Annotated in this window: 26 protein-coding genes, 1 tRNA gene and 3 pseudogenes; 18 read left to right on the forward strand and 12 right to left on the reverse strand. The window is 71.8% G+C overall.

The genetic code is table 11. The features are described 5' to 3' along the window. Window positions 1-240: 240 nt before the first annotated feature. Window positions 241-420, reverse strand: coding sequence for a hypothetical protein (locus ACH4UK_RS31695; protein WP_398361876.1), 180 nt, complete (start codon window positions 418-420; stop codon window positions 241-243). A gap of 179 nt (window positions 421-599) precedes the next feature. Here ACH4UK_RS31695 and ACH4UK_RS31700 point away from each other — a divergent pair, with 179 nt between their 5' ends. The 3 genes from ACH4UK_RS31700 (at window position 600) to ACH4UK_RS31710 (ending at window position 2,762) form a co-directional block, all read left to right on the forward strand. Then, window positions 600-1,127, forward strand: coding sequence for a helix-turn-helix domain-containing protein (locus tag ACH4UK_RS31700; protein ID WP_398361877.1), 528 nt, complete (start codon window positions 600-602; stop codon window positions 1,125-1,127). Next, window positions 1,120-1,518, forward strand: a complete 399-nt coding sequence (locus tag ACH4UK_RS31705) for a DUF4180 domain-containing protein (protein WP_398361879.1) — start codon at window positions 1,120-1,122, stop codon at window positions 1,516-1,518. Before ACH4UK_RS31700 ends, ACH4UK_RS31705 begins: the two co-directional genes overlap by 8 nt. Before the next feature lie 263 nt (window positions 1,519-1,781). Continuing rightward, complete coding sequence (locus ACH4UK_RS31710) at window positions 1,782-2,762, forward strand: CehA/McbA family metallohydrolase (protein WP_398362293.1); 981 nt, start codon at window positions 1,782-1,784, stop codon at window positions 2,760-2,762. Window positions 2,763-2,771: 9 nt separating this feature from the next. Here ACH4UK_RS31710 and ACH4UK_RS31715 read toward each other — a convergent pair. Beyond that, a pseudogene (locus ACH4UK_RS31715) lies at window positions 2,772-2,951 on the reverse strand (transposase); the annotation flags it as partial. 158 nt (window positions 2,952-3,109) lie between these two features. Beyond that, the gene (locus ACH4UK_RS31720; RefSeq protein ID WP_398361881.1) at window positions 3,110-4,090 is read right to left on the reverse strand and encodes a sporulation protein; all 981 of its coding nucleotides are present in this window, start codon (window positions 4,088-4,090) and stop codon (window positions 3,110-3,112) included. A 383-nt stretch (window positions 4,091-4,473) separates the two neighbouring features. On the opposite strand from ACH4UK_RS31720, the gene ACH4UK_RS31725 reads away from it, so the two are divergent. The 5 genes from ACH4UK_RS31725 to ACH4UK_RS31745 all read left to right on the forward strand — a co-directional run bounded on the left by ACH4UK_RS31725 (window position 4,474) and on the right by ACH4UK_RS31745 (window position 8,596). After that, window positions 4,474-5,811: a hemolysin family protein gene (locus tag ACH4UK_RS31725; protein WP_398361883.1), complete on the forward strand. Its 1,338-nt coding sequence runs from the start codon at window positions 4,474-4,476 to the stop codon at window positions 5,809-5,811. Next, window positions 5,808-6,824 (forward strand): hemolysin family protein, encoded by a 1,017-nt coding sequence (locus tag ACH4UK_RS31730; RefSeq protein WP_398361885.1) that lies wholly within the window; start codon window positions 5,808-5,810, stop codon window positions 6,822-6,824. Before ACH4UK_RS31725 ends, ACH4UK_RS31730 begins: the two co-directional genes overlap by 4 nt. A gap of 125 nt (window positions 6,825-6,949) precedes the next feature. After that, window positions 6,950-7,570 (forward strand): L-threonylcarbamoyladenylate synthase, encoded by a 621-nt coding sequence (locus tag ACH4UK_RS31735; protein WP_398361887.1) that lies wholly within the window; start codon window positions 6,950-6,952, stop codon window positions 7,568-7,570. A 65-nt stretch (window positions 7,571-7,635) separates the two neighbouring features. Further along, complete coding sequence (locus tag ACH4UK_RS31740; protein ID WP_398361889.1) at window positions 7,636-8,256, forward strand: hypothetical protein; 621 nt, start codon at window positions 7,636-7,638, stop codon at window positions 8,254-8,256. A 115-nt stretch (window positions 8,257-8,371) separates the two neighbouring features. Continuing rightward, entirely contained in the window at window positions 8,372-8,596 is a 225-nt protein-coding gene (locus ACH4UK_RS31745) for a hypothetical protein (protein ID WP_018512798.1), read from the forward strand. Here ACH4UK_RS31745 and ACH4UK_RS31750 read toward each other — a convergent pair. The 6 genes and pseudogenes from ACH4UK_RS31750 to ACH4UK_RS31775 all read right to left on the reverse strand — a co-directional run bounded on the left by ACH4UK_RS31750 (window position 8,581) and on the right by ACH4UK_RS31775 (window position 14,267). Next, entirely contained in the window at window positions 8,581-9,141 is a 561-nt protein-coding gene (locus tag ACH4UK_RS31750; RefSeq protein WP_398362295.1) for an AAA family ATPase, read from the reverse strand. The genes ACH4UK_RS31745 and ACH4UK_RS31750 overlap by 16 nt on opposite strands. Window positions 9,142-9,183: 42 nt before the next feature. After that, window positions 9,184-10,125 carry an ATP-binding cassette domain-containing protein gene (locus ACH4UK_RS31755; protein ID WP_398362297.1) on the reverse strand — a complete coding sequence of 314 codons (942 nt, stop codon included), beginning with the start codon at window positions 10,123-10,125 and terminating at the stop codon, window positions 9,184-9,186. Between the two features lie 135 nt (window positions 10,126-10,260). Continuing rightward, a pseudogene (locus tag ACH4UK_RS31760) lies at window positions 10,261-11,025 on the reverse strand (ATP-binding cassette domain-containing protein); the annotation flags it as partial. 161 nt (window positions 11,026-11,186) lie between these two features. Further along, window positions 11,187-12,692, reverse strand: a complete 1,506-nt coding sequence (mptB, locus tag ACH4UK_RS31765) for a polyprenol phosphomannose-dependent alpha 1,6 mannosyltransferase MptB (RefSeq protein ID WP_398361891.1) — start codon at window positions 12,690-12,692, stop codon at window positions 11,187-11,189. 90 nt (window positions 12,693-12,782) lie between these two features. Then, a complete protein-coding gene (locus tag ACH4UK_RS31770; protein WP_398361893.1) occupies window positions 12,783-13,199 on the reverse strand; it encodes an SRPBCC family protein in 417 nt (138 codons plus the stop codon). Window positions 13,200-13,256: 57 nt separating this feature from the next. After that, window positions 13,257-14,267, reverse strand: a complete 1,011-nt coding sequence (locus ACH4UK_RS31775; RefSeq protein WP_398361895.1) for an aldo/keto reductase — start codon at window positions 14,265-14,267, stop codon at window positions 13,257-13,259. A 173-nt stretch (window positions 14,268-14,440) separates the two neighbouring features. Between ACH4UK_RS31775 and ACH4UK_RS31780 the strand changes: the two genes are divergently transcribed. Together ACH4UK_RS31780 and ACH4UK_RS31785 are read left to right on the forward strand one after the other, a co-directional pair. Further along, window positions 14,441-15,337, forward strand: a complete 897-nt coding sequence (locus ACH4UK_RS31780; RefSeq protein WP_398361897.1) for a LysR substrate-binding domain-containing protein — start codon at window positions 14,441-14,443, stop codon at window positions 15,335-15,337. A 47-nt stretch (window positions 15,338-15,384) separates the two neighbouring features. Then, window positions 15,385-15,460 (forward strand) — tRNA-Trp (locus tag ACH4UK_RS31785). A gap of 18 nt (window positions 15,461-15,478) precedes the next feature. On the opposite strand, the gene ACH4UK_RS31790 is transcribed toward ACH4UK_RS31785, so the two are convergent. Next, window positions 15,479-15,748 (reverse strand): hypothetical protein, encoded by a 270-nt coding sequence (locus tag ACH4UK_RS31790; RefSeq protein WP_398361899.1) that lies wholly within the window; start codon window positions 15,746-15,748, stop codon window positions 15,479-15,481. A gap of 149 nt (window positions 15,749-15,897) precedes the next feature. Between ACH4UK_RS31790 and ACH4UK_RS31795 the strand changes: the two genes are divergently transcribed. The 7 genes from ACH4UK_RS31795 (at window position 15,898) to ACH4UK_RS31825 (ending at window position 23,387) form a co-directional block, all read left to right on the forward strand. Beyond that, window positions 15,898-16,518, forward strand: a complete 621-nt coding sequence (locus ACH4UK_RS31795) for a DinB family protein (protein WP_398361900.1) — start codon at window positions 15,898-15,900, stop codon at window positions 16,516-16,518. Window positions 16,519-16,618: 100 nt separating this feature from the next. Beyond that, window positions 16,619-17,452 carry a PP2C family protein-serine/threonine phosphatase gene (locus tag ACH4UK_RS31800; RefSeq protein WP_398361902.1) on the forward strand — a complete coding sequence of 278 codons (834 nt, stop codon included), beginning with the start codon at window positions 16,619-16,621 and terminating at the stop codon, window positions 17,450-17,452. 63 nt (window positions 17,453-17,515) lie between these two features. Further along, on the forward strand, window positions 17,516-18,541 hold the full coding sequence (locus tag ACH4UK_RS31805) for an MASE1 domain-containing protein (protein WP_398362299.1): 1,026 nt from the start codon (window positions 17,516-17,518) through the stop codon (window positions 18,539-18,541). Window positions 18,542-18,857: 316 nt separating this feature from the next. Continuing rightward, entirely contained in the window at window positions 18,858-19,055 is a 198-nt protein-coding gene (locus tag ACH4UK_RS31810) for an antitoxin (protein WP_398361903.1), read from the forward strand. A 268-nt stretch (window positions 19,056-19,323) separates the two neighbouring features. Beyond that, the gene (locus ACH4UK_RS31815; RefSeq protein WP_398361905.1) at window positions 19,324-20,928 is read left to right on the forward strand and encodes a sigma-70 family RNA polymerase sigma factor; all 1,605 of its coding nucleotides are present in this window, start codon (window positions 19,324-19,326) and stop codon (window positions 20,926-20,928) included. Window positions 20,929-21,218: 290 nt separating this feature from the next. Continuing rightward, a complete protein-coding gene (locus ACH4UK_RS31820; protein WP_398362301.1) occupies window positions 21,219-23,000 on the forward strand; it encodes an FUSC family protein in 1,782 nt (593 codons plus the stop codon). Between the two features lie 9 nt (window positions 23,001-23,009). Continuing rightward, complete coding sequence (locus ACH4UK_RS31825; RefSeq protein WP_398361906.1) at window positions 23,010-23,387, forward strand: VOC family protein; 378 nt, start codon at window positions 23,010-23,012, stop codon at window positions 23,385-23,387. A 72-nt stretch (window positions 23,388-23,459) separates the two neighbouring features. Here ACH4UK_RS31825 and ACH4UK_RS31830 read toward each other — a convergent pair whose 3' ends face one another. Next, window positions 23,460-23,801: a hypothetical protein gene (locus ACH4UK_RS31830; RefSeq protein WP_398361908.1), complete on the reverse strand. Its 342-nt coding sequence runs from the start codon at window positions 23,799-23,801 to the stop codon at window positions 23,460-23,462. A gap of 42 nt (window positions 23,802-23,843) precedes the next feature. Continuing rightward, entirely contained in the window at window positions 23,844-25,517 is a 1,674-nt protein-coding gene (gene ctaD / locus ACH4UK_RS31835; RefSeq protein ID WP_398362303.1) for a cytochrome c oxidase subunit I, read from the reverse strand. Between the two features lie 356 nt (window positions 25,518-25,873). Here ctaD and ACH4UK_RS31840 point away from each other — a divergent pair. Next, window positions 25,874-26,536 (forward strand): annotated as a pseudogene (locus ACH4UK_RS31840) (NADPH-dependent F420 reductase); the annotation flags it as partial. Window positions 26,537-26,540: the final 4 nt, after the last annotated feature.

Consider the following 26,540-nt stretch of genomic DNA (forward strand, 5'->3'; position numbering starts at 1 on the left):
GTGTTGTTTTTTTTTTTTTTTTTTTTTTTTTTTTTTTTTTTTTTTTTTTTGTGGGGGGGGGGGGGGGGGGGGGGGGGTGGGGGGGGGGGGGGGGGGGGGGGGTTGGTTGTGGGGGGGGGGGGGGGGGGGGGGGGGGGGGGGCCCCCCGGGGGGGGGGGGGGGGGGGGGGGGGGGGGGGGGGGGGCCCCCCCCCCCCCCCCCCGGCCCGTGCGGCGGGCCGACGGGGCCGTGCGGCGTGCGTCAGCGCCTGCGCGAGCCGCCGATCCGGCTGCCGGCGCCCACGCCCGCGACCTGCAGGGCGAGGAGCATGAGGCCGAGCAGCATCACGTTGCCGGACGCGAAGACGTCGTTGGTGGAGATGTCGGCTGCGTTGATGAGGAATGCGATGAAGAACAGAACTGCGGCGGCTATACCGAGCATGGGAGGTGCTCCTTCCGAGCGATGGCCTCCGTGTGCCCGTGATCGGGCGAGGTAGGCCCCTGCCCGCTGTCGGCCGGGGATGACGATGAGGGGCCCTGGGGTTGATGAGACTCCTCATTCTTCCCTATCCTTCCTTTCCATAGAGAAGCTCAGCGCATTTTTGAGTAGGATACGTAACCATGGGGAACGACGAGCGTGAGCTGTACTCGATCGGCGAGGTGGCCGAACGCCTGGGCCTGCATGTGCGGACCGTCCGGAACTACGTCCGCGACGGCCGGCTCAAGGCCGTCCGGATCGGCAAGCAGTACCGGATCAGCAGGGAGGACTTCGAAGCCCTGACCGGCCGGCCCGCCGATGACACGGTCCCGGAGCCACCGCCGGTCGCTCCGGGACACGCCGAGGTGTCCAGCATCGTGCAGATCGACGGCGTCGATCCGGCCGCCGCGGACCGGCTGAGCACGTTCATCACGGCGGGCGCGCAGTCCGCGCGGGACACCCCGGACCCCCTGCGTATCCAGACGGTCTACGACAAGGAGCGAACCCGGATGAAGATCGTCATTCTCGGCGGCACTGCCGCCACCGCCGATCTGCTGCACATGATCGACGGTCTACTGGGCCCGGACAGCGGCCTGTTCACCTCCTCGGCCACCGCCACGTCCGTCTCCGCGCCCTCGACGACGGGTGAGCAGGGGGCCGACCGTGCCTGACGTCGTCGAGCGCCACGGCGTTCCGGTCCTGGTGTGCGACGCCGACGGAGCGACCATCACCACGGTCCAGGACGCCCTCGACCATCTGATCGGCGCCGCCTTCCAGGGCGCGGAGATCGTTGCGGTGCCGTCCACGCGGCTGGACGACCGCTTCTTCGATCTGAGCACCGGCGTGGCCGGAGACATCCTGCAGAAGTTCGCGAACTACCGGCTGCGCCTGGTCGTCGTCGGAGACATCGACCGCCACCTGGCGGCCAGTTCGGCCCTGCCCGACCTCGTCCGCGAGGCCAACCGGGGCCGGGACATCTGGTTCCTCCCGGACCTGGACGCCCTCTTCGACCGCCTGGCACCCGCCGGATCACCATCGACTGCGTCCTCGCCGCGGGAGTGACGACCAACCTGTCCGCCACGGCTGACGACCAGGTCCGGTGCGAGCTGCCCCTGGCGGGTCTGTCGCATGCAAGCTCCGCACCGGGGTGCGGTTGAACGTACGCTCCCTGGTCCGCCGCGACCCGTGGGCCCCCTTACTGATCGTTTCAGAGGGAGATCTTGGCCGGACGTCTCGACCGAGATCGTGCTCAGCGGGCGATGGAACGGGTTGCCCCGGTTGGCACGTTGGCTCAACAGGGCTCTGGGAGGAGAACCTTGTCGATTTTGAGCTTCCCGTCGGCACGGGCGGTCGGACGCGGGGCGGCCTGGTACCGCGGGGACTGCCACGTCCACTCCGTCCACTCGGACGGGGAACTCACCCCCGAAGAGTTGGCCGTCCGGGCGCGGGTGGCCAGGCTCGACTTCATCGCGACGACAGAGCACAACTCAGCCGCGGCCCCGGGGGTGTGGGGGCATCTGGCCGCCGATGACTTCTTGATCCTTCTCGGTGAAGAGGTGACCACGAAGACCGGGCACTGGCTCGCGCTCGGCCTCGATCCCGGCGAGGCCGTCGACTGGAACCACCAGGTCAGGGACGGAATGGTGGACAAGTGCCTGGAACAGGTCCACCGAGCAGGGGGCCTGTGCGTGGCCGCACACCCGCATGCGCTCTACCCCTCGGGCGACTTCATGTTCCCCTTCCCCGGCTTCGACGTAGTGGAGGTATGGAACGGACTGTGGACTTCGGACCGGCCCTGGAATGCCGACAACGAGGCAGCCCTGGCCGAATGGGGGCGGAGCCTCGCGGCGGACCTCCACACGGGCTCGTGGCGGCCGGCGATGGGCAACAGCGACACCCACTTGGAAGGGCAGATCGGGACCCCTCACACCGTGGTCTTCGCCGAGCAGCTGAGCACAGAGGCAGTCCTGGCCGGGATCAGTGCCGGCCGCAGCTGGATCGCCGAGTCGGCGGATGTGGACGTGTCGTTCACCGCCCATACGGCCGGCCGCGTCGCCGGGGTGGGCGAGCGGCTCGCGACTCATGGTGGGCAGGTGGAAGTGCGTGCGGCAGTACGAGGTGTGCCGGCGGGGACTGTCAGCTTCCACACCGGTCGAGGAAAGGCGCACCGGGCCACCCTCCCCGATGACGGGGCGGGAGCGGTGCAGTGGGACACGACAGCGGAGCAATCAGCATTCGTCCGCATCGAGGTCCGCCATCGCAGCGGGCACGTCGCCGCACTCACCAATCCGATCATTCTCAACTGACCGCTCGTTTCATCGTGCGGTCCGCAGGCGGCGAAGGCACATGAGGCTGCATGCCAGTTCGAGCAGGCCCTGATGAAGGTCGGCGCGTCTTTCGTAGCGAATTCGGAGTCGTTTGAACTGGTGCAGCCAGACGAAGGCCCGTTCCACCACCCAACGAACTTTGCCGAGCCCTGAGCCGTGGCGACGCCGCGTCGAGCAGCGGCAGCAGGTGGGTAACGTCGTGGTGGTTGCCGCCGGTGAGCGTGACTTGACGACCACCGCAGCACACGGTGAGGCCGGGCGCGCCCTGGCACCCCCGGCGGACCGCCGGCGTCGGTGCGCCCGCCGGTCCGCCCGGGGCTCACCGCTCAGCCCTCGTCGCCGCCCGCGTCCTCGTCGCCCTCCTCGTCCTCGAAGGCGTCGCCGATCTCGTCGACGACTTCGGCGGCGACCATGCCACCGACGACACCGACGGCCACTCCGGCCGCGACCCCGGCCACCACCGCGCCCGCCCCGGGGCCCGAACGGTGATCGTCACCGTGGTGTCCGCAGTACGAGGGCGGCGCGGCGTGGGCCTCGTGGCCGGCGATGACCTCCTTCAGCCAGGCGTCGACCCGGGCGTTCCAGTCGGTCTGCGGGACGGCGTGGTGGGAGGCGGTGAAGCGGTGGACCGTGTCGTGTCCCTCGGAGAGGAGTCCGGCGCGCTTGTCCGCCTCGATCACGACCTCCAGACCGCCCGGTGCGGCGAGGAAGGTCACCTCGATCTCGTTCACGGCGTGCGCGTGGCCGGGCGGCGGGAGAATCTCGATCTCCTGGTAACAGGGCAACTGCTGGCCGGTCCCCCGGATGTGGCCGAGCTCCAGGTCGGCGGACCTGAACACGTAGCCGAGCTGCCCGAAGGCCTCCAGGATCGCTTCCTGCGCGGGCAGCGGGCCCACCGGGAGCTCGTCGAGGTCGCCCTTGTCCCGGGCGCCCGCGATCTCCAGCTCCGTCCGGATGCCGAGCACCGGGCCCAGCGGCTGGCCGTGGAGTTCGGTGATCGGCGTCTCCCACGGCAGGGTGACGGAGAACGGCACGGTGTGCTCGGCCTCCTCCGCCAGCCGGAACCCACCGCCGACGGTGAACCGTTCGAGGACGACCGTGCCCTCGTGCTCCTCCTCCTGGTCCTCCCTCTCGACCCGAGCGACGAGGAGAAGGGCGATCCGGTCGACAGACACGTCCGTCCCGCCGCCACGCAGACGGACCTCTCCGGAGAGGAGGCCGCCGGGCAGGGCAGGGCCGGGCTCCAGAGCAGTGTCGACGGAGGGGCCGCCGACCCCCAGGGCTCCGAGTAGCTTCTTGAACACCATGTGCGGCGTCCGCTCCTTCTGTGGATGGGCGATCGAGGGTGCACGGGCCACCTCGCCGGGCAGAACGTCCCGGGAGGTAAAGGGTTTCCCAAGCCGGCGGCCGCTACGCACAGTTCCGGCCATCAAGATCACAGGGAACCGCCCCGCGTCCGCACTCCGTCGGCGCCGCCGGGCACTTCTCCCGGGGGCCCGCTGCGTGTGACACTCGCCACTCCCGTTTGCTTTGCGTTCCCTTTACTATCTATGGGGCGGGTTCGCACCCGTCCCCACCGTCGATCCCGACGACCCGAACAGAGAAGGAGCTGCGGCACCGCAATGGGTGAGCCTCCCAGTACGAACCGTGTCATCCCCGACCCCGCGCACCAGGGGACGGAGGTGACACGGTGAGCGAAGTGGTCCTGCTCCTCCTCGCCCTCGCGCTGACACTGGCCTGTGCGGTGTTCGTCGCGGCCGAGTTCTCGCTGACGACCATCGAGCGCAGCGAACTCGAACGCGCCGCGCGGGCCGGTGAACGCGGCGCGGAGAGCGCGCTCAAGGCCGCCAAGCGGCTCACGTTCCAGCTCTCCGGCGCACAGCTCGGCATCACCGTGACCTCCCTGGTCATCGGCATGCTGGCCGAGCCGTCCCTCGCGGTGCTGCTGCGCGGCCCGCTGGAGACCGTCGGGATTCCCGCCGGCGTCGTGTCCACGGTCGCCACCCTCCTCGGCGTGGCCGCCTCCACCGTGGTCCTCATGGTCGTCGGCGAGCTGGTCCCGAAGAACTGGGCGATCTCCAGTCCGCTCACGGTCGCCAAGGTCGTCGCGACCCCGCAGCGCGCGTTCACGGCCGCTTTCGCCCCGTTGATCCGGCACCTCAACAACACCGCGAACCGTGCCGTGCGACGGCTGGGCCTGGAGCCGGCCGAGGAGCTGGCCTCCGCCCGTACGCCGCAGGAACTGATCGCGCTCGCCCAGCACTCCGCCCGTGAGGGCGCCATCGAGCAGGACTCGGCCGAGCTGTTCGTCCGCACCCTGCACCTGGCGGAGCTGTCCGCCGAGAACGTGATGACGCCGCGCGTCGACGTCCGGGCGCTGGAAGCACACGCCACCGCCGCCGACGCCGCCAATCTCACGCTGGCCACCGGCCTGTCCCGCTTCCCTGTCTACCGCGACAGCCTGGACGAGGTGATCGGCACGGTCCACATCCGTGACGTCCTCGCCCTGGAGGAGTCCGAGCGGGACCGGACCCCGGTCACGACGCTGGCCACCGAGCCGCTCCTCGTCCCCGACTCGCTGCCCGTGGACCGGCTGCTCGCGCAGTTGCGCAAGCACCGGACGATGGCGGTGGTGATCGACGAGTACGGCGGTACGGCGGGGGTCGCCACCGTCGAGGACATCGTCGAGGAGGTCGTCGGCGAGGTCCGCGACGAGCACGACCCCCATGAGCGCCCCGACCTGGCACCGGCGGAGCCGCTCGGCGACGGGCGCCCGGTCTGGGAGGCCGAGGGCAGCATCCGGCTGGACCAGCTCGACCGGATCGGCTTCCGCGCGCCGGAGGGACCGTACGAGACGCTCGCCGGGCTGCTCGCCAACCAGCTGGCCCGCATCCCCGTCCGTGCGGACCGGGTGGAGGTCGACGGCTGGCAGTTCGACGTGCTGGACATCGAGCACCACCGGGCCGACCGGGTCCGGATCACCGCGCCCCTGCCGGCGCTGGCCCTCGTGGAGGAGGACGCCCGATGACCGCCATTCAGCTCGCCATCGGCGTGCTCACGCTCTTCACCAACGCGTTCTTCGTGGGCGCGGAGTTCGCCCTGATCTCGGTCCGCCGCAGCCAGATCGAGCCGGAGGCCATGCGGGGCAGCCGACGCGCCAAGAGCGCGCTGTGGGGCCTCGAGCACCTGTCGGCCGCCATGGCCACCGCGCAGCTCGGCATCACCATCTCCTCCCTGGTCCTGGGCGCCGTCGCGGAACCGGCCATCGCCCATCTGCTGGAGCCGCCGTTCGACGCGGTCGGTGTGCCGGAGGCGCTGGTCCACCCGATCGCGTTCGTGATCGCGCTGACCCTGGCGACGTATCTGCACATGCTCATCGGCGAGATGATCCCGAAGAACATCGCGCTGGCCGCTCCCGTCGCCACCGCGCTGGCGCTGGGCCCGTCCCTGGTGGGCCTGACCCGGGCGCTGCGGCCGGTCATCTTCGGCATCAACGCCTTCGCCAACATGCTGCTGCGGCTACTCAAGGTCGAACCCAAGGACGAGGTCGCCTCGGTGTTCACCGATGACGAGCTCGTGCGGCTGGTGAAGGACTCCAGCGACGCCGGGCTGCTCGCCCCGGCCGACGGGGAGCGGCTGCAGGACGCGCTGGAGCTCGGGACCCGTCCGGTCGGCGAGGTGATGGTCCCGCTGAACCGGACCGTCACCGTCGATCTGGGTATCACTCCGCAGGGCCTGGAGCGGGCCGCGGTCGCCTCGGGCTTCTCCCGGCTGCCGGTCACCGGACCCGACGACGGGCTGCTGGGCTACTTCCACATCAAGGACGCCCTCGGCGTCGCGGAGCGCACCGAGGCGCTGCCCACGAGCGCCCTCCACCCCGTCATCCGGGTCGAGATCGACACCCCGCTCGACGACACGCTCACCGCGATGCGCGCCGCCGGCACCCATCTCGCGGCGGTCGCCGGGGACAAGGGCACGGTCATCGGGTTCGTGACGATGGAGGACGTACTGGATGAGCTGGTGGGGGCCGCCGCGGTCTGACCGGCCCGGCGTTCGACGCCACCGCACGAAGCGGAAGGAGAGGCGGCCCGTCGCACGACGGGCCGCCTCTCACGCATCCCGGCGGACGGCCCTGCGCGCCGGGCCCGAACGCGTAAGCTCGGCGGATGGCCAAGTACTTCGACGTGCACCCCGAGAATCCCCAGCCCCGCACCATCAGCACGGTGGTCGACAGCATCCGGTCCGGTGCGCTCGTCGCGTACCCGACCGACTCGTGCTACGCACTGGGCTGCCAGTTGGGCAACCGTGACGCCATCGGCAGGATCCGCTCGATCCGGAACCTCGACGACCGCCACCACTTCACGCTGGTGTGCCACGACTTCGCGCAGCTGGCGCAGTTCGTCCGCGTGGACAACGACGTGTTCCGGGCGGTCAAGGCGGCGACACCCGGCAGCTACACCTTCATCCTCCCGGCGACGAAGGAGGTCCCCCGCCAGTTGCTGCACCCGAAGAAGAAGACCGTCGGTGTGCGCATCCCCGACCACGTCGTGACCCAGGCGCTGGTCGCCGAACTCGGCGAGCCGTTGCTCTCCAGCACGCTGCTGCTGCCGGACGAGGAGGAGCCTCTGACGCAGGGCTGGGAGATCAAGGAGCGGCTCGACCACGAGGTGGACGCCGTCATCGACTCGGGCGACTGCGGCACCGAGCCGACCACGGTCATCGACTTCTCCGGCGACGAGCCCGAGATCGTCCGCCGCGGAGCCGGCGACACGTCCCGCTTCGAGTAGCCCGTACGACAGGGGCGTCAGCCGTCGCCTCTCCCCCGCCGCCATCGGCGGGGGAGACTGGCGGCATGACAGGTGAGCGACTACGGTTCGACGGCTGGATCGCCGGTGTGGGGACCTCTTCGGGCACCCGGCTGGTGGTCGGGCACTGGCCGCGTTCGCCGTTCGGGTCGTTCAGCGACGTCATGGTCGAGCATCCCGACGGCGAACGGGTCCTGCTGGCCCCGTCCCGGCAGATCGCGGACTTCGTGGCCGCCACCTACCGCTTCGACCGGATCGAGGTGGTCCCCGTGGCGGTCACGGTCACCGGCGACGCCTGGCTCGTCGAGGCGGGGCCGCTGCGCCTGCGGCTGCGGACCGGCCGCCGGACCGCCCTGGGTCTGCTGCTGTCCGCCGTACCGGCCCGGCTCGCCCGCAGCCCGCTCTGGGCCGCGCTGTGCGACGTGCCGGCCCGGTTGCTGATGCCCGGCGTACGCACCCTGGGCCGCGCGGGTCCACGGCGGCGGGAGTGGTACGGGGCACGGGGGCTACGGCCGGTCGTGGCCGCCGACGCCGTGCTGGACGGGGTGGGGCTGGGGCGGCTCGCCCCGCTCGATCCGCCCGTCGCCTTCGGGTTCGGCTCCGCTCCGCGCAGGCCCTCCCTGGTGCGTGTCACCACAACGGTGGAACTCGCGGCCGCCGGGCGATGAGGGCGTCCGCGGCCCCCGGGAGCGCGCGGGAGCCTTTCGCGGACCGGCCGCGGCCCGCTCGCGGCGGGGGCGGGCCGGGGATGCGCGGGGGCGGGGCGCGCCGCAGGGTGGAGCCATGGCAAATCCCCCGATCGTCATCCACCGTCCGACCCCCTCGGGCGGCCGCCGGGTGACCGTGCACTACGAAGGCCGGGACGAGATACTCGGGCTGGCCCACAGCGACCACGACGTGATCGTGTTCCTGAGCGAGGCCGGCCTCGAGGAAGCGGACCGGATCCTCGACAACCCGGTCTGGGTGGAATGGCGGGGCGGACGGGCCCACCGCTACGAGGCGGCCTGAGAGGCCTCACCCCCCGCACCGCGCAGACCGTCGAGGATGGCCGAAACCGTCTCCTCGGGCGTCTGACCGGACGTGTCCAGCCACAGGCCGATGCGAGGCGTCCCGCTCCGCAGATAGGCGTCGAACGCCTCGACCGTCCACTCCCCGTACCCCGTCTTCCCCCGCGCTTCCTCCCTCGCGCGTACGGCCTTCGGCGAGGGGGCGAGCACGACGACGTGGAGGGGGCGGGTGCGCACTCGGCCGATGTAGCGGGGCAGGTCATCGCCGAGGACGATGTCCTGGACGACGGCCGTCCATCCGTCGTCCGCGTAGGCGTCGGCCACCTGCGCGGAGATCCGCTGGCGCAGGTCGAGCTGGCTCCGCGCCTCGGCCTCCTCGTCGGGTGTCATCTCCGCGCGACCGGAGACGATCATGCGTCGGAAGACGTCGCCGCGCACATGGACCGCCCGTGGCAGGCTCTCCGCCAGGAGCTGGGCGACGGTGGACTTCCCCGCGGCCATCACCCCGGTGATCAGTACGACGCAGGGGCCGAGGTCAGCACCCATCCGGATCTCCTCCTTCTTCTTCTCCGACACGGCCGGTCCGCCTCACGCGGTGACCGCCGGCGTGGGGCCCTGGCTCCCGAACATTTCGCGGACCTCCTCGGCGTCGGTCTCCCGCAGTTCGTCGTCCAGCAGGATCCAGCGGGTGATGCCCACGGATTCCAGGAACGGCAGGTCGTGGCTGGCGATGAGGAGGGCGCCCTCGTAGGACTCCAGGGCGCTCGTCAACTGCCGCACGCTGGCCAGGTCGAGGTTGTTCGTCGGCTCGTCCAGCAGGAGCAGCTGCGGGGCGGGCGCGGCGAGCATCGTCGCCGCGAGCGCGGCCCGGAAGCGTTCGCCGCCCGAGAGGGTGCCCGCCGGCTGCTCCGCGCGGGCCCCCTTGAAGAGGAACCGGGCGAGCTGGGAGCGGATCTGGTTGTCGGTGGTGCCCGGGGCGGTGCGGGCGACGTTGTCGGCGATGCTCAACGCGTCGTCGAGGACGTCCAGCCGCTGCGGCAGGAACCTCAGCGGCACCGCCGCCTTCGCCTCTCCGGCGCTCGGCGCGAGCTCCCCGGTGAGCGTGCGCAGCAGGGTCGTCTTGCCGGCCCCGTTGCGGCCGACCAGGGCGATGCGTTCGGGGCCCTTCACCTGGAGGCTTCCCTCGCGCAGCCGCCCGTAGGGCAGGCTCACGTCCCGTACGGTCAGGACGGTGCGGCCCGCCGGTACGGCGGTGTGGGGCAGGCTCACCTTGATCTCGGCGTCCCGGCGGACGGCTTCGGCGGCTTCCTCCCGGCGCTCGCGGGCCTCGTCGAGGCGGTCCTCGTGCAGCCCGCGCAGTCGGTCCCCGGACTCCTGGGCCGAGCGCTTGCGTTCCCCGGCGACGATGCGCGGGGCGCGCCGCTGGGCGTCCAGCTTCTTGTCGTGGCGCTGGCGGCGGGCGACCTTGATCCGGGTCTCCTCCAGCTCGCGCTGCTGTCGGCGTACGTCGGCGTCGGCGGCGCGCAGCATCCGCCCGGCGGCCTCCTGCTGGGTGGCGAGGGCTTCGGTGTAGGCGGACCAGCCGCCTCCGTACCAGCTCACCGAGCCCGATCGCAGTTCGGCGATGCGGTCGACCCGCTCCAGCAGGTCCCGGTCGTGGCTGACGACGATCAGGATCCCGGTGCGCCAGGCGTCGACGGCGTCGTAGAGGCGGCGGCGGGCGAACAGGTCCAGGTTGTTGGTCGGTTCGTCGAGGAGGAGGACGTCCGGGCGTTCCAGGAGCAGCGCGGCCAGGCGGAGCAGAACGGTCTCGCCGCCGGACAACTGCCCGACGGTGCGGTCCAGTTCGACGGCTCCGAGCCCGAGGGAGCCGAGGGTGGCCAGGGCGCGTTCCTCGACGTCCCAGTCGTCGCCGACCGTCTCGAAGTGCTCCTCCCGTACGTCTCCGGACTCGATGGCGCGCAGGGCGGCCCGCCGCTCGTCGATGCCGAGGGCCGCGTCGACGCGCAGGCCGGTGTCCAGGGTGATGTTCTGCGGCAGGTAGGCGAGGTTTCCGCCGACGGTGACGGAGCCCGCCGAGGGGCGCAGCTGCCCGGCGAACAGGCGCAGCAGGGTCGACTTGCCGGCCCCGTTGGCGCCGGCCAGACCGGTGCGGCCCCGGGGGACGGTGAGGGAGAGCCCGTCGAAGAGGTTCGTGCCGTCGGGCCACCGGAAGGTGAGGTGGGAGGCGGCCACGGAGGCGCTGGGCGCGGTGGGATGGCTCATGGGGTTCTCGCAGTCGGAAGCGTCGGGACGAGGGGGCTTCGTATGCGAACAGCACGCGGCGACCCGGCCGGGGGCCGGTAGAGGGTGGGGAGAACAGTCCTGCGAAGGTGAGGGACGGCTCAGCACCGAGGTCGCATCCACGCGGAAGTCACGGACGGCGGACATGCCGACAACGTCGTGACCGTGTACGGGCCAGGGCCGTACCGCGCGATGATCGCGGACCTCAGATGCGCAACGTCCACCTCTATCGGAGACAACAGGACCCGCTCAGCGTAGCGGAGGATCTTGCCGGGCGTCGAGGAGATTCGATCGTCGAGGGGATTCGTTTACGGAGCGTTCTGCGGGGCCGGGGCCGTGGGAGCGGTGGTCGCGGTGGTGTCCTGGTGCTGCGCCGGGTCCGACGGGCTGCGCCGGCCCGGCAGAAGGACGCCGGGCGGCACGACGGGGGTCCGGCGGATGGCGAGGGTGCCGAGGACGACGGCGAGGCCGGCGAGGGCGAATCCGTAGGGCGGGGTGGCGCCCATGGGGTGGGTCTCGTACACGAGCGCCGCCGAGAGCACGATCAGGACGGCGGAGAGGCGGCCGTACTGTTCGGTCGCGGCGACGACGGCCATGCCCCACAGCAGGTACCAGGGCTGGACCATGGGTGAGAGGGCGACCAGGGCGAGCAGCGCGAGGCCCAGGGCGTGGGCGGGCGTCATGCTGCCCCGCATCGCGCGCCGGGCCAGCACGAGGATCAGCCCGAGCGCGACCGCCAGGCCCAGCGTCTGGACGGCGGACTTGACCGGCTCGGCGTCGGTGCCGAGAACCAGGTGGGCCAGCTCTCCCAGTCCGAGGCCGAGGTCGCTGGTGACGGAGAGCGCGGTGTGGATGTTGGCGGCCACGCCCTGGGTGTGGAGCCAGCCGAATCCGGTGCCGCTGATCAGCGTCGCGCCTCCGGCGACCGCACCGGCGATCAGGCCGGGTGCGAGCAGCCCCTTGGCCCAGCGGCGCAGGTGGGGGCCGGTCGCGGACGCGTGCACGAGGACCCCGATGAACAGGAGCGCCACGGCGGCCGGCGACTTCACCATGATGGCGAGGCCGACCAGGGCGCTGCCCGCGACCCATCTGCCGCGCAGGGCGAGTACCAGGCCGGCGAGCATCAGGCCGATCATCAGCCCGTCGTTGTGCACGCCGCCGACCACGTGGATCAGCAGCAGCGGGTTGAGGGCTCCCAGCCACAGGGCGCGGCTCTCGCTGTGGCCGTGCTCGCGGGCCAGGCGGCGCAGGGCCCAGACGATCAGGGCCAGGGAGACGAGCGCGATGAGCCGCATCGCCAGGACGGCGGGCACGATCGTGCCGCCGGTGGTCCAGGCGACGGCGGCCGAGAGCAGCAGGAAGAGAGGGCCGTAGGGGGCCGGGGTGTCGCGCCAGTGGTTGCCGACGCTCGCGGCGGCGTCGCCGCCGATTCCGCCGGGGTCCAGGGCGGAGGGGCCGACGGTGTAGACGTCGTGCCCTTCGACGACCATCGAGCCCTGGGCGATGTAGCTGTAGACGTCGGCGCTGTAGAGCGGCGGCGCGAGCAGGAACGGGGCCGTCCACCAGGCGAGGGTGACGAGGGTGTCGCGGGCGGTGGCGGCGGTCTTGCCGTACTGCCACCAGGCCACGACGAGCACGGTCAGTCCGACGTAGGCGAGGGCGGCCGCTGCCGCCTTCGCGGCGGATCCGTGGTCGGTCCACAGGCCCCAGGGGTCGTGGACCGGCAGTTTTCCGGCGAACCAGCCGCCGGCGACGACCGCCAGGGATCCTGCCGCACCCAGTCGACGGTGTCCGACCGCACTCAAAGCCCACATGACCGGCCAACCTATCGGACGGACGGGTCCGCCCGACCACCGCTCCCCCGCTCGCCGGACGCCCGGAGGGAGTTCGGGCGTCCGCGGCGTTCAGCGGGCGAGCGTCTGCGCGAGGGCGGCGAGGCCGTCGGCGTAGATGCCGTGGAAGAGGGCGGCGGCCTCGTCGTCGTCGATCCCGTCCGGGGTGAAGGCGCCGGACCACTCGACGCGCGCCCGGTCCGGCGCGGAGCCCTCGCGCACGGCGATGGTGGAGAGGTAGCCCGTGACCGGGAACGGGGCCCGGAGGATGGAGTAGCTGTAGCTGCGCGCCGCGTTGTCGAAGGCTTCGAGGCGCTCGACGATGACGCCTCCCTCCTCGTTGACGAGGGTGCGGACGCGGCCGCCCTCGCTCAGTTCGCTGGTCGGGATGTACGGGAGCCAGTCGGGGAGGGAGTCGAAGCCGCCGATGAGCTGCCAGACGCGGTCGGCGGGTACGGGGAGTTCGGTGGAGGCGGTGGTGCTGGTCATGAGAGGGCGTCCTTCGCGTGGCCGGCACCCGGTGCGGTGCCGGAGGAGGTGGGTGGTTCAGGCGGTGGGGACGGGGGCGTCGGCGGAGATCAGCTTCTCCTCGCGCAGGGACTCCCAGAAGGCCGCGGGGATCGTCTCGTCGAGGGCGGCGAGGTCCTCGGCGATGCGGCTGGGCCGGGTGGCGCCGGGGATCGCCGCCGCCGTGGCCGGGTGGGCCAGGGCGAACTGGAGCGCGGCGGACTTGATGCCGATGCCGTGCTGCCCGGCGAGGGCCTTGACGCGCTCCACCTTGGCGACGATGTGCGCGGGCGCCTTCTGGTATTCGAAGTGCGCGCCGCCCGCGAGGATGCCGGAGCTGTACGGTCCGCCGACGACGAGGTCGACGTCGTGCTCGGCGGCGGCCGGCAGGAGCCGTTGCAGGGCGCGGTCGTGGTCCAGGAGGGTGTAGCGCCCGGCGAGGAGGAACGCGTCGGGGCGCGGTTCGTCGAGGTCGAGGGTGAGTTCGAGCGGCTCGACCTTGTTGACGCCGAGGCCCCAGGCCTTGATGACGCCTTCCTCGCGCAGCCGGGTCAGGACCCGGAAGGCTCCGGTACGGGCGGTTTCGTAGGCCGCGAGCCACGCGTCACCGTAGAAGTCCTGGGCGACGTCGTGGACCCAGACGATGTCCAGGCGGTCGGTGCGCAGTCGCTTCAGGCTGTCCTCGATGGAGCGGAGGGTGGCGTCCGCGCTGTAGTCGTTGATCATCTTGTTGGGGCGGCCGTGCTCGAAGAGCCCGCCCTTCTCGCCGAGGTCGCGAGCGGCGGGGTCCTCGGTCTCGTCCAGGATGACCCGGCCGATCTTCGTGCTGAGGACGTAGGCGTCGCGCGGGTGGCCGGCGAGGACGTCGCCGAGCCGGATCTCGGAGAGGCCTGCGCCGTAGAAGGGGGCGGTGTCGAAGTAGCGGATGCCCTGGTCCCAGGCGGCCTGCACGGTGGCGGCGGCCTCGTCGTCGGGGATCGCCCGGAACATGTTGCCGAGCGGTGCGGTGCCGAAGCCGAGGCGGCCGGGGAGGAGGTCGGTGATGCTCACGTGTGCGTCCTTTTGCTGCGAAGGAGCCGACCCTTGGCGCGTCTTTGATCAGGATATATCCGGTTTCATACGCTCTGTCGGCCTTACTCGTTCGAGGTTAGGATCGAGTGTTGAGACTGTCCAAGACTTGTTTGGGCTGACTTGAGTCTCCGAAGGTCTTATAAGGACGTGACATGCTCGACCTCCGCCAGCTCCGCTATTTCGTCGCCGTCGCCGAGACAGAACACGTCGGCCGCGCCGCCGAACAGCTCCACATCTCCCAGTCGCCGCTCAGCCGGCAGATCGCCCAGCTGGAGAAGGAGCTCGGTCTGGTCCTGTTCGAGCGGGACCGGCAGCGGATCCGCCTGACCTCCGACGGCCGCGTCTTCCTGACCGAGACCCGGGCCCTGCTGACCCACGCCGGCCGGCTGGAGAACCTGGGCCGCCGGCTCGGGCGGGGCGAAGAGGGCGGACTCTGCGTCGGCTACGTGCCGGACGCCATGCACACGGGGCTTCTGCCCGCCGCCCTGCGTGCGCTGCGCCTGGAACGGCCGGGGATCCATGTGGCGCTGTACGGGCAGCAGAGCGCCGAGCAGTTCGAGGGGTTGCGGCAGCGCAGCCTGGACATCGCCCTGGTCCAGGAACCCCCGGACGAGGAGGACCCGGATCTGCGCTCGGCGCTGCTGCTGGAGGACCCGCTGCTGCTCGTGCTGCCCGCCGGTCATCCACTGGCGGACACGGCGGACCTCCTGCCGGAGGACCTGGACGGACAGCCGTGGATCGCGGTGGAGAGCAGCCGCGAGTCCGGTCGGCGCGACGCGTTCGTCGCCTCGTGCGTGGCGGCGGGCTTCACCCCGGACATCACGCTGGACGCCGCCGAGCCGCTCACCGCGCTGGGGCTCGTCGCCTCCGGGTTCGGCCTGGCGCTGGTGCAGCGGAGCATGGTGCGGGCCACGGCTTCCGGTGTGGCCGTACGCGAACTGCCCTGGCACAGCGGGTCCGCACGGCTGTGGGCGGCCTGGCACCGCGTCGATCTGCGGCCGGTGGTGGGGGCCTTCCGCGCCACGGTGCTCAACGCCGCGCCCGGGTAAACCTGTTGGCGGGAGCCCCGGGCCGTGTCAGTCTTCACCCGTAACCAAGGGGCGTAGCTCAGCGGCCAGAGCGGCGGTCTCCAAAACCGTATGTCGCAGGTTCGATTCCTGCCGCCCTTGCCATCACCGGCCGGCCTTCGGTCACCGCACGTCGCCGCGCCAGTCCCACTGGTGCCCGTCCGGCGACCGGGGCCCGTACTCGGCACGTCCGCCGGGCCCGTAGGCGCCGATCTCCGTGACCAGGCCGACGCCGTCGCGCAGGTCCGCGTCGCCCCAGCCGGTGACGTCCAGCAGGAGCCCGTCGAGCGGGCCGCCGACCAGTTCACGGTAGTCGTGACCCGGCCTCGGCCCCGGGTGGGGGTCGTCGTGATCGGTGCCGTACACCCGTCGCAGCCTCATCAGCTCGTCCATGCGGGCAGCATCCCACCGGGCACTGACAACGGCTCGGCACGAGGGTCCATCCGGCCACCGTACCCCGGTCCCCGCCGCCCGTCCGGACCGGCGGCGGGGACCGGGGAAATCGGCGCGCGCCCGCCCGCCGACTGTGGCACGCTCCCCCGATGACCCTCCCACCGCGCCTGATCCCCCTGCTGGAGCAGTTCGACTTCGCCTGTGAGCGGCTCCTCGGCCGTCTGGCCGGTCCCGTCATGGACAGCGGCAACGGCGTCGACGTCGGCGTCACCCCGCTCGGCGACGACGAGTACCTCTGGGAACCCGTGCCCGACTGCTGGTCCGTACGCCGTCGCGGCGACGGCCCGGGGGCGCGGGCCACCGATCTGGTGGGAGCCGGGGACTGGGGGCGGGACTCTGCGGACTCCCCGCATCCGTTTCCCCCGCCGTTCACCACCATCGCGTGGCGACTGAGCCATCTGACGGAGATGCTCGCCCTGCGCGCCGCGTACACAGGCGGCGGCAGCGCGCTCACGCGTGACGACCACCGCACCCCGGGGGACGCCGGCGGGGCCGTGGCCGCCTTCGAGACCGCGTCCGCCGCCTGGCGCGAGGCCCTGATCGGCGCGGACGACACGGCCCTGGACACCATCGGCTACAGCACCTACCCGAACGGCAGCGACGCCGAGGACCCGTTCGTCGACATCGTCTGGTGGGTCAACCAGGAGGTCCTGCACCACGGCGCCGAAATCGCCCTGATCCGGGATCTGTACCGCGCCCGGCCGTCCTGAGCGACGCCCCCGCGGCCAGGGGTCCGCGGGCGGCCCCGCAGTCGCCGCCCGGGGGCGCCCGCCATATGATTCAGGGACATAACGCACCGCGGAGCGGCACATGAACCGGCGTCGGAGTTCCCGCTCAGCCAGCTCCGAAGACCTGCTCACCACCTTGCAGAACCTCACGGCCCGCGCCCGGCGCGAAGTGGAGTTCCACCAGGCCAGGGTGGAACTCGCGCAGGCGCTGCAACGCGACATGCTGCCGGCCACCCTGCCCACGCTCCCCGGCCTCCAGGCCGCGGCGCGCTACGCGCCCGCCCGCCACGGTCTGGACATCGGCGGCGACTGGTACGACGGTTTCCCGCTCGCCGACGGTGCCCTCGGCTTCGCGATCGGCGATGTACAGGGTCATGACGTCGAGGCCGCCGCCTTCATGGGGCAGGTCCGTATCGCGATGCGGGCCATCGCGGGCACCGCGTCCGATCCGGGCGAGGTCCTGGGCCGGACGAACGATCTGCTGCTGTCCGTGGACTCGGGTCTCTTCGCCACCTGCACCTTCATGCGGCTGGACCCGGCGACCTGGGAGCTGCACAGTGCGCGGGCCGGACACGTGGCGTGCGTGTGGGCCACCACCGAGGGCCGGTCCGGCATCACGGAGGACCCCGGCGGCCTCCCGCTGGGCATCGAGCCCGGCGAGGGTTACCCCGTCACCCGGCGCACCCTGGACTCCGACGGGGCGATCGTGCTGCTCACCGACGGGGTCGTCGAAGGACCGTCGCTGCTGATCGAGGACGGTCTCGAGCGGGTCCGGCAGCTGGTCGCCGCGCACGCCGGGGCGAGCGCGGCGCTCCTGGCCGACGAGGTCCTGGGTGCGGCCGAGGTGACGGGGCACGAGGACGACGCCGCCGTACTGGTCCTGCGGCACGCCGCCGCCCGGCGCGGACCGCGGTGACGCAGGAGCGTACCGCGCGTGTCACCTGCCGACTCCCGCCACGGTCGGTGTCTGATGAGCGGTGTGATCCGCAGCAAGGAAGCCAGACGTCGGGCCGTGTACGTGGCGCAGGTCCTGGGCGTGGCCGGCGCCTACTACCTGTCGGGACGACTCGGACTGATCCGCCAGGTGGTCGTGGACGGCGCGGTCGTCACACCGCTGTGGCCGCCGACCGGCATCGCCGTGGCCGCGCTGCTGTGCCTGGGCGTCCGGGTCTGGCCGGGCATCGCGCTGGGGACGCTGGTCACGGTCTCCGAGATCGGCGACGCGTTCACCCTGAGCCGTCTGGTCATCACGTTCGGCAACACGATCGCGCCGCTCGCCTCGTACGCCCTGCTGCGGCGGGTGGGTTTCCGCAGTGACCTGGCCCGGCTGCGGGACGGGATCTGTCTGGTCTTCCTCGGCGCGTTCGCGGGGATGCTGATCAGCGCCACCATCGGCAGTTGCGCGCTGCTGCTCGACGACAAGATTCCGCCGGGACGGTTCTGGCTGGTCTGGTCGTCCTGGTGGGCGGGGGACGCGATGGGGGTCCTGGTGGTCACCCCCGTGCTGCTGGTCCTGCGCCGGGTGCGGCTGCCCCGGCCCGGCGACCGGTGGCTGGAGGCCGCGGTCCTCACGGTCGTCGTGGTGGTGTCCTCACTGATCGCGACACGCAGCTCGCTGTCGATGATCTATCTGGTGTTCCCGGTGATCATCTGGGCGGCTCTGCGCTTCCAGCTGCCCGGCAGCGCGCCGTGCGCCCTGGTCGTGTCGGTGCTCGCCATCCTCGCGGGTACGGATTCCCTGGGGCCGTTCGCGGGACACAGCCTGATGGAGATCATGGCCAACCTCTCGGTCCTCAACGGTTGCGTCGCGCTCACCGCGCTGCTGCTCGGGGCCATCGTCGCGGAGCACAGGAACATCCGCCGCGAGACGGAACACGCCGTCGAGGAGCTGGAGGTCCTGGTGGAGCAGCTCGCCCCGCTGTCGGGGCCGGCCGAGGCGCGGTACAAGGACAGACCGCGGCGGCACGGCCCGCTCGACGGCGGTCTCCACCCGGATCACCCGTAACGCCCAAGGGTGCACCGGCGCCAGGCACGGGCCGGGGCGGAGGCGGTCAGTACGGCAGGGGGCGGCCGGACGGGGTGCGCAGATCGAGCGGCGGCGGCCCCGAGGGGGGCGGGGGACGACGGACGACGACTCGGATGCGGCCCATTGCCACCACCTCCTCCTGGTCAACCGGTATGTGCCCAGCCAGCGCGGCTTCACACCTCCCGCCCGCCCCGGGGCGGCCCTTGCCCCGTCCTCGCCGCCTCCCGGCGCGGATGCGGGCCGGGCCCTCTGCGGTGACCCTTGGTGTGTGGGGGCGCAGAACCAAGGAGGCCGCATGTCCGCACTGGACAAGATCAAGAAGATGCTCAAGGGCCACGAGGACCAGGCCGGCAAGGGCATCGACAAGGTCGGCGACATGGTCGACGACCGTACTCAGGGCAAGTACAAGAAGCACGTCGACACCGCCCAGGACAAGCTCAAGCAGCAGCTCGGGACGGACCGCCGCGACCAGGACGGACCGCCCCGCACCTGAACCGCCCCGGAGACCGGGCGGCCGCCCGTCGGCCGCCACCCCGCACACCGGTCCGTGCCACGGATCACATCCCGTGGCACGGACCGGTGTGCGGGTGCGCCGGGGCCCCTGTGGAGAGCGCCGCGTCCGGTCCGGCGGGGGCACGGCGGCCGGGGCCGGGGCGAAGGTTTCCGGGGTTGCCCGCCCGATTCTTGTTATTGTCCCGCCCGCACCCCATCTCCCGAGTGTGGGAAGTGACAGCACCGGACCCCGGAAGAGTGAGCACAGCATGGGCAAGGATCACCCGACGGTCTTGATCGCGGCGGCTCAAAACGGCGACCAGCAGGCCAAGGACCGGCTCGTGTCGGCGTACCTGCCGCTGCTGTACAACGTCGTGGGACGTGCGCTGGACGGTCATGCGGACGTCGACGACGTGGTGCAGGAGACGGTGCTGCGCATGCTCCGCGGCCTGCCCGAGCTGCGTGATCCGGAGCGTTTCCGTTCCTGGCTGGTGGCGATAGCCATGAACGAGATACGCACGCACTGGCGCGAGAGGCAGTCGGGTGCGATCCCGGCGGACCGGCTGGACGCCGCGTACGACCTGCCGGATCCGCGCGCGGACTTCGTCGAGGTGACGATCCTGGAACTCGGCCTGACCGGCCAGCGGCGGCAGGTGGCGGAGGCGACGCGCTGGCTGGACGAGGACGACCGCACCCTGCTGTCGCTGTGGTGGCTGGAGACCGCCGGGCATCTGTCCCGGACCGAGGTCGCCGCCGCTCTCGAACTCTCCCCGCAGCACACCGCCGTACGGGTGCAGCGGATGAAGGCCCAGCTGGAGGCGGCGAGGGTCGTGGTGGGCGCGCTGGCCGCCGACCCGCCGTGCGTGCTCCTGGAGGACATCGTCGCCGGCTGGGACGGCGTGCCGTCCGCCCTGTGGCGCAAGCGGCTGGCCCGCCACGCCCGTGAGTGCACGGTGTGCTCGGGGCACGGCTCGGGGCTTGTGCCCGCCGAGGGGCTGCTCGTGGGTCTGGCGCTCGTTCCGGTGGCAGCGGCGGCGGGGGTATCGGCGGCTCCCGAACTGCTCACCACCGCGGCGCTTCTCCAGGTGCCCGGTCCCGGCACGGACAGCGCGGGGGCGGGACGCGCCGAGCGCAGACGGGTGCAGGCCCGCCGCCGCCGTCGCAACTCGGCCGTCGCCGCCGTCGTCGCGGTCGCGGCGCTGGGCACGGGCGGTGCGGCGGTGCATCTCTACACCGACGGCGACGAGCGGGACGCGACGACCGTCACGGCCGACGCTCCAGCCCCCCGTACGGAGGGCCCCGCATCGGCCTCACCGACGTCGTCCCCGTCTCCTTCGGCGTCCGCGTCGGCGTCGCCCACCGCGTCCCCGTCGGCGAGTCCCTCGCGCAAGCCCAAGCCGAAGCCGAAGAAGAGCACTCCCCCGCCGCCCGCGCCCAGCTCCGCCGCCCCTGTCCCGAAGCCGGCCCCGCCCGCGCCCGCGCCGCCCGCCCCGGCGGGGACCGCCGGGCAGGTCACCGAGCTGGTCAACGCGGAACGGGCCAAGGAGGGCTGCGGTCCGGTGACCGTCAACGACCAGCTCAACACGGCAGCGCAGCGGCACTCCGCCGACATGGAGGCCAACGACTACTTCTCGCACACCTCGCAGGACGGCCGGGATCCGGGCGCCCGGATCACCGCTGCCGGATACCGCTGGTCCACCTACGGCGAGAACATCGCCAAGGGCCAGCGGACGCCGGCCGATGTGATGCGGTCCTGGATGGACAGCCCGGGGCACCGCGCGAACATCCTCAACTGCTCCTTCAAGGAGATCGGGGTGGGGAAGCAGGATTCCGGCGGCGGTCCGGTGTGGACGCAGGTGTTCGGGGCCCGCTGAGGTCGCGCGGGGCGTCCGCCCGGCGGCGAGGTGTCATCCGGTGGAAGGCTGAGGTGTCATCCGGTGGAAATACGCCGGAAGCACCTCATCCACCTCGGTGGTCCAGGCTGAGGGCAGCGCCAGGCCGATGGAGTCCCCCGGCGGATTTCCCTTCCCCTCGAGGACCGGAGCCTGGTGTGCCGCCCGCCCTTCCCGTCGCTGCCCACCCCCTGCCCCTCTGGCTGCGTCATGTCCTGCGGACGCAGCGCGGGCCGGTCGACGCCGGAGCGGTGCTGCGCGGCGCGCTCGCCATGGCCCCGCTGTTCGCCGCCGTGCTCGCCGACCGGCCGACCGCCGCCGTGCCGGCCGCCCTGGGGGCGATGTTCGCCGGGATCAACGACCGTCCCGGCGGGCGGCGGGCCTCGCTCTCGCGGATGGGGATTCCGGCGCTGGCCGGCGCGTCGGGGCTGGTCATCGGATCCCTGCTGACGGCCGGGGGCACACCGGGCGGGGCGGTGTTCGTACTGCCGCTCGTGCTCGGCGTCCTCGGCCTGGTCGCCGGGGCGGTCAGCTCGATGGGAACGGTCGCCTCCGCATGCGGTACGCAGTTTCTGGTCGCGGTCGTCATCGGGGCCGGGATGCCGTTGCCGGAACCCGGCTGGCAGCGGAGCCTGTTGTTCCTGGCCGGTGCGGGCTGGGCGCTGTGCCTGCGACTGACCCTGCGCGCGCCGAGGCTCGGCGGCAGGGGGCGGCCCCGGTCGGGCCCCGGCCTCCACGACGGCGAACGCGCGGCGGTTGCCGGGGTGTACGCGGCGGTGGCCGACCTGCTGGACGCCGCGGGCAGCACGCGGGCCCCGGCCCGGCGGGCGGCGCTGACGGCCGCCCTCGACCATGCCCAGGACGCGCTGTCCGGCTTCCGGCTGCGACGACACGCGAGCTCCACGGCGGAACGGCGACTGCACGCCAGGTACGCGGCGGCACTGCCCCTGGCGGAGGCGGCGACGGCCCTGGCATGGGCGTCCGAGCCGCTGCCCGCCCGGGTCGCGGAGGGCCCCCGGCGCCTGGCCCGTGCCGTGCGGACGGATGAGCCCTGCGGTCCACTGCCCGCGCCGGTGCGCTCGGACGCGGGGCTGCGGGCCCTGGACGGCGCGCTGTTGGCGGCGGCGGGCGCCTTCGACAGCCGGGACGGGCAGCCGTTGCGCACCCGGCGGGGCCGGCCGAACCTCGTCCCGGTGCCGCGGAGGCTCTTCGGGCCCGCCGGGCGGGAGTACGGGACCCGGGTGGCGCTGTGCTGCGCGGTGAGTACGGCGGTGGCCCTCGGCCTGGATCACGAGCACTGGTACTGGATGCCCGCCACCGCGGTGTTCCTGGTGAAGCCGGATCTCGGACCGCTCGCCTCCCGGGTGCTGTGCCGGGCGGCGGGGACCGTGGTGGGCGCAGCCGTGTTCGCCGGGTGCTTCGCGGTGGTGGCCGGACCGTGGGCCGCCGTCGTGGCGGTCTCGCTGTGCGGGGCACTGATCCCGGTCGCCACCCGCCACTTCGCGGCCCAGACCGCCGTGGTCACCGTGCTCGTCCTGTCCCTCGTGCTGCTGGCCGGGGAGCCGCACGCGGCGTGGGGCCGGATCGTGGAGTCCCTGCTGGCGTGCGCGGTGGTGCTCCTGGTGGGGCACCTGCCGCTGTCGGGCCGGCGGGAGCACCGGGTGCGGTGTGCGCTGGACACGGCGGTGGCCGCGGCGCACCGGTATCTGCGACATGTGCTGGCGCGGCCCGGGGACGGTGCGGAACGCGGTGCGCTGCGGCGTGACGCCTACCGGTCGCTCGCCGTGGCACGGGCGGCTCTGGAACTGTCGGCGGCCGAGCTTCCGCCGCTCGCCCGGCGGACGGCCGCCTCGCAGGAGGTGGCCGGTGCGCTGGAACGTCTGGTGGACACGACGACGGCCTGCGCGGTGCAGTTGCACGACCGGTCGACGTCCCTCCCGCCGTCCCACGCCGAGCGGTTGGCGACGCAGCTCGCGGCACTCGATGAGGCGCGCCGTTCGTCCGAGCGGCCCGGGACCCCGGTGCGAGGGACCGCCGCTCCGGCGAGATCCTAGGATGCGGTCATGATCGCTGAAGTGGAGTGCGTGGTACTGGACTGCCGCGACCCGAGGGAACTGGCCGGCTTCTACGCGTCGCTGCTCGGGGGCGAGGTCGACCGCCCCGACCGGCGGTGGGGGTGCGACACGGACTGGTCCACGCTGCACACGCCCGGTGGGCTCGTCCTCGCCTTTCAGCGGGTGGCCGACCATCGGCCGCCGCGCTGGCCCGACCAGGACCCGCCCCAGCAGTTCCATCTGGACTTCGCCGTCGCCGACCAGGAGCGGGCGCATGATGAGGTCCTGGCGATCGGGGCGTCCCTGCTCGACGCCGGGAGCGGGGGGCGGAGCTGGCGGGTGTACGCCGATCCCGCCGGACACCCCTTCTGCCTGGTACGGCACTGACCGTCCCGGCTCCGCTCCCGCGCCCGGGTTCTTCGCGTGCGGCCGGTGGGTGGCCGCACCGGAGGCCCCGGGTCAGCGCAGGAGCAGCGTCAGTGCCGTGCCGAGGCAGGTCGCCGCACCCACTGCGCCGGCCGAGACGGCGACGCAGCGGGCCCGGAGCCGGGCGTAGCGCCCGGTGTACTCCTCGCGCAGTTCGTCCGCGCGGTCGCGGATGCGGGTGAGCGACTCGCGGGAGGCCGCGACGCGTTCGGTGATGAACACCCGCTCCACGTCCTCACGCTGTGCCGTGGTCAGCCAGGGCAACTGGTCGGTGAAGCGGCGCGCCTGCCGTCGCGCCCGTTCGACCTCGGCGTTCCACAGCAGAAAGCCCTCCAGTTGGGCCAGGCCCCGGGCGCTGTCCTTGTCGGGTTTCACCCGTCCTCCTCTCCGTCGGGTCGTCCGGGCCGGGGCCCGCCTTCACTTCTGCTTGTCCCCCGGAGCGACGATGGTGGAGTTCCCCGGACGGTTGGTGACTTCCTCCAGGGAGCGGACCGTCGGGTGGTGCAGGTCGAACGCCGGGGATTCGGAGCGGATCCGCGGCAGGGTGACGAAGTTGTGCCGGGGCGGCGGGCAGGAGGTGGCCCACTCCAGCGAACGGCCGTAGCCCCACGGGTCGTCGACCTCGACCTTCTTGCCGTACTTCGCGGTCTTCCAGATGTTGTAGAAGAACGGCAGCAGCGACAGGCCGAGCAGGAAGGAGGCGATGGTGGAGATGGTGTTGAGCGCGGTGAAGCCGTCGGCGTCGAGATAGTCCGCATAACGGCGCGGCATGCCCTCGGCGCCGAGCCAGTGCTGCACCAGGAACGTCCCGTGGAAGCCCACGAACAGCGTCCAGAACGTCATCTTCCCGAGCCGCTCGTCCAGCATTTTCCCGGTGAACTTCGGCCACCAGAAATGGAATCCGGCGAACATCGCGAACACCACGGTGCCGAACACCACGTAATGGAAGTGGGCGACGACGAAGTACGAGTCGGAGACATGGAAGTCCATGGGCGGTGAGGCGAGGATGATCCCGGTCAGACCGCCGAACAGGAAGGTGACCAGAAATCCGACCGCCCACAGCATCGGGGTCTCCAGGGAGAGGGACCCCTTCCACATCGTGCCGATCCAGTTGAAGAACTTCACCCCTGTCGGCACGGCGATGAGGAACGTCATGAACGAGAAGAACGGCAGCAGCACACCGCCCGTGACGAACATGTGGTGCGCCCATACGGTCGCGGACAGTCCCGCGATGGCGATGGTGGCCGCGACCAGACCGATGTATCCGAAGACGGGTTTGCGGCTGAACACCGGGAAGATCTCGGTGACGATGCCGAAGAACGGCAGGGCGATGATGTAGACCTCGGGGTGGCCGAAGAACCAGAAGAGGTGCTGCCACAGCAGTGCGCCACCATTGGACGCGTCGAAGATGTGCGCGCCGAATTTACGGTCGGCCTCCAGCGCCAGCAGGGCCGCGGCGAGGACCGGGAAGGCCAGCAGGACCAGGACACCGGTCAGCAGGACGTTCCAGACGAAGATCGGCATGCGGAACATCGTCATGCCGGGTGCCCGCATGCAGATGATCGTGGTGATGAAGTTGACCGAGCCGAGGATCGTGCCGAAGCCGGAGAACGCGAGGCCCATGATCCACATGTCGGCGCCGATGCCCGGCGAGCGGACCGCGTCGTTGAGCGGGGCGTAGGCGAACCAGCCGAAGTCCGCGGCGCCCTGCGGGGTGAGGAATCCGGCCACCGCGATGAGCGAGCCGAAGAGGTACAGCCAGTACGCGAACATGTTCAGCCGCGGGAACGCCACGTCGGGCGCGCCGATCTGGAGCGGCATGATCCAGTTCGCGAATCCGGCGAACAGCGGCGTCGCGAACATCAGCAGCATGATCGTGCCGTGCATCGTGAACGCCTGGTTGAACTGCTCGTTCGAGAGCAACTGAATACCGGGCCGGGCCAGTTCGGCGCGCATCACCAGGGCCATGAGCCCTCCCACGCAGAAGAACGCGAAGGAGGTGACGAGGTAGAGCGTGCCGATCGTCTTGTGGTCCGTCGTGGTCATCCACTTGATGATGACGTTGCCGGGCTCGCCGCGCCGTACCGGCATTTCGTTCTCTTCGGCGGTATCGGTCGCCACCGGTTTCGAGATGCCCCTCGTCGTCACTACGACGCTCCTTCGATCGACGGCCCGTGTGGACTCGGCGACCAGAATGGACCCACGGCGAACGGTGCGGTGGGACATCCTTCCCCGTCCGGCGCGAGCAGCCGACAAGGACACTCAAATGGCCTACGGCGAACGCTCCATCCTCGCTCCGCGGCCATCGAAAGCGCATGTCAACGTCCGGAAGCCGATCGGATATTCCCTCGCGGCGAACGGAATAGCGCCCCCGTCGCCGGAGTTGGTGAAGCGACAGAACCACTGCTCTTCGCTCCTCTCCACTCGGCAAGCTTCGGAAGGTCGGATCCATGAAGATCGGCATCATCGGCGCGGGCAACATCGGCGGCAATCTGACACGACGTCTGACCGCCCTCGGACACGAGGTCTCGGTCGCCAACTCCCGCGGCCCCCACACGCTGACCGCCCTCGCCGAAGAGACCGGGGCGAAGCCGGTGACCGCTGCGGAGGCCGCGAAGGACGCTCAGGTCGTCGTGGTGACGGTCCCGCTCAAGGCCGTGCCCGACCTGCCCGCCGGATTCCTCGACGGAGCGGCGGAGGGCGCGGCGGTCATCGACACGGGCAACTACTACCCGCAGCAGCGCGACGGCCGCATCGCCGCCATCGAGGACGGGCTGCCCGAGAGCCGGTGGACGGAGCAGCGGATCGGCCACCCCGTGATCAAGGCGTTCAACGGCACCTACGCCCAGGACATCCTGGACCGGGGTCGGCCGCAGGGCACGCCGGACCGGCAGGCGCTCCCGGTGGCCGGCGACGACCCGACGGCCAAGCAGGCGGTGCGCGACCTCATCGACGAGCTGGGCTTCGACACGGTCGACAGCGGCGGCCTGGACGAATCGTGGCGTCAGCAGCCCGGCACGCCGGTGTACGGCCACCGGGGCGACGTCGACGCCATCGTGAAGGCGCTCGCGGAAGCATCGCCGGAGCGCACGGCGGAGTGGCGCGCCTGACCCC

This window comes from Streptomyces sp. NPDC020884, assembly GCF_044333935.1.
Taxonomy (GTDB): Bacteria; Actinomycetota; Actinomycetes; order Streptomycetales; family Streptomycetaceae; genus Streptomyces.

What these genes read in the sequence shown, in the direction of transcription:
- ACH4UK_RS31730 (WP_398361885.1), top strand. Translation starts at nt 5,808, where the DNA reads ATGACCGCCATTCAGCTCGCCATCGGCGTGCTCACGCTCTTCACCAAC.
- ACH4UK_RS31820 (WP_398362301.1), top strand. Translation starts at nt 21,219, where the DNA reads ATGGCCCCGCTGTTCGCCGCCGTGCTCGCCGACCGGCCGACCGCCGCC.
- ctaD (WP_398362303.1), bottom strand. Translation starts at nt 25,517, where the DNA reads ATGCCGGTACGGCGCGGCGAGCCCGGCAACGTCATCATCAAGTGGATG.
- ACH4UK_RS31770 (WP_398361893.1), bottom strand. Translation starts at nt 13,199, where the DNA reads ATGACCAGCACCACCGCCTCCACCGAACTCCCCGTACCCGCCGACCGC.
- ACH4UK_RS31750 (WP_398362295.1), bottom strand. Translation starts at nt 9,141, where the DNA reads ATGGGTGCTGACCTCGGCCCCTGCGTCGTACTGATCACCGGGGTGATG.
- ACH4UK_RS31720 (WP_398361881.1), bottom strand. Translation starts at nt 4,090, where the DNA reads ATGGTGTTCAAGAAGCTACTCGGAGCCCTGGGGGTCGGCGGCCCCTCC.
- ACH4UK_RS31795 (WP_398361900.1), top strand. Translation starts at nt 15,898, where the DNA reads ATGACCCTCCCACCGCGCCTGATCCCCCTGCTGGAGCAGTTCGACTTC.
- ACH4UK_RS31815 (WP_398361905.1), top strand. Translation starts at nt 19,324, where the DNA reads ATGGGCAAGGATCACCCGACGGTCTTGATCGCGGCGGCTCAAAACGGC.
- ACH4UK_RS31745 (WP_018512798.1), top strand. Translation starts at nt 8,372, where the DNA reads ATGGCAAATCCCCCGATCGTCATCCACCGTCCGACCCCCTCGGGCGGC.
- ACH4UK_RS31780 (WP_398361897.1), top strand. Translation starts at nt 14,441, where the DNA reads ATGCTCGACCTCCGCCAGCTCCGCTATTTCGTCGCCGTCGCCGAGACA.
- ACH4UK_RS31700 (WP_398361877.1), top strand. Translation starts at nt 600, where the DNA reads ATGGGGAACGACGAGCGTGAGCTGTACTCGATCGGCGAGGTGGCCGAA.
- ACH4UK_RS31790 (WP_398361899.1), bottom strand. Translation starts at nt 15,748, where the DNA reads ATGGACGAGCTGATGAGGCTGCGACGGGTGTACGGCACCGATCACGAC.
- ACH4UK_RS31695 (WP_398361876.1), bottom strand. Translation starts at nt 420, where the DNA reads ATGCTCGGTATAGCCGCCGCAGTTCTGTTCTTCATCGCATTCCTCATC.
- ACH4UK_RS31825 (WP_398361906.1), top strand. Translation starts at nt 23,010, where the DNA reads ATGATCGCTGAAGTGGAGTGCGTGGTACTGGACTGCCGCGACCCGAGG.
- mptB (WP_398361891.1), bottom strand. Translation starts at nt 12,692, where the DNA reads ATGTGGGCTTTGAGTGCGGTCGGACACCGTCGACTGGGTGCGGCAGGA.
- ACH4UK_RS31735 (WP_398361887.1), top strand. Translation starts at nt 6,950, where the DNA reads ATGGCCAAGTACTTCGACGTGCACCCCGAGAATCCCCAGCCCCGCACC.
- ACH4UK_RS31810 (WP_398361903.1), top strand. Translation starts at nt 18,858, where the DNA reads ATGTCCGCACTGGACAAGATCAAGAAGATGCTCAAGGGCCACGAGGAC.
- ACH4UK_RS31740 (WP_398361889.1), top strand. Translation starts at nt 7,636, where the DNA reads ATGACAGGTGAGCGACTACGGTTCGACGGCTGGATCGCCGGTGTGGGG.
- ACH4UK_RS31755 (WP_398362297.1), bottom strand. Translation starts at nt 10,125, where the DNA reads ATGCTGCGCGCCGCCGACGCCGACGTACGCCGACAGCAGCGCGAGCTG.
- ACH4UK_RS31800 (WP_398361902.1), top strand. Translation starts at nt 16,619, where the DNA reads ATGAACCGGCGTCGGAGTTCCCGCTCAGCCAGCTCCGAAGACCTGCTC.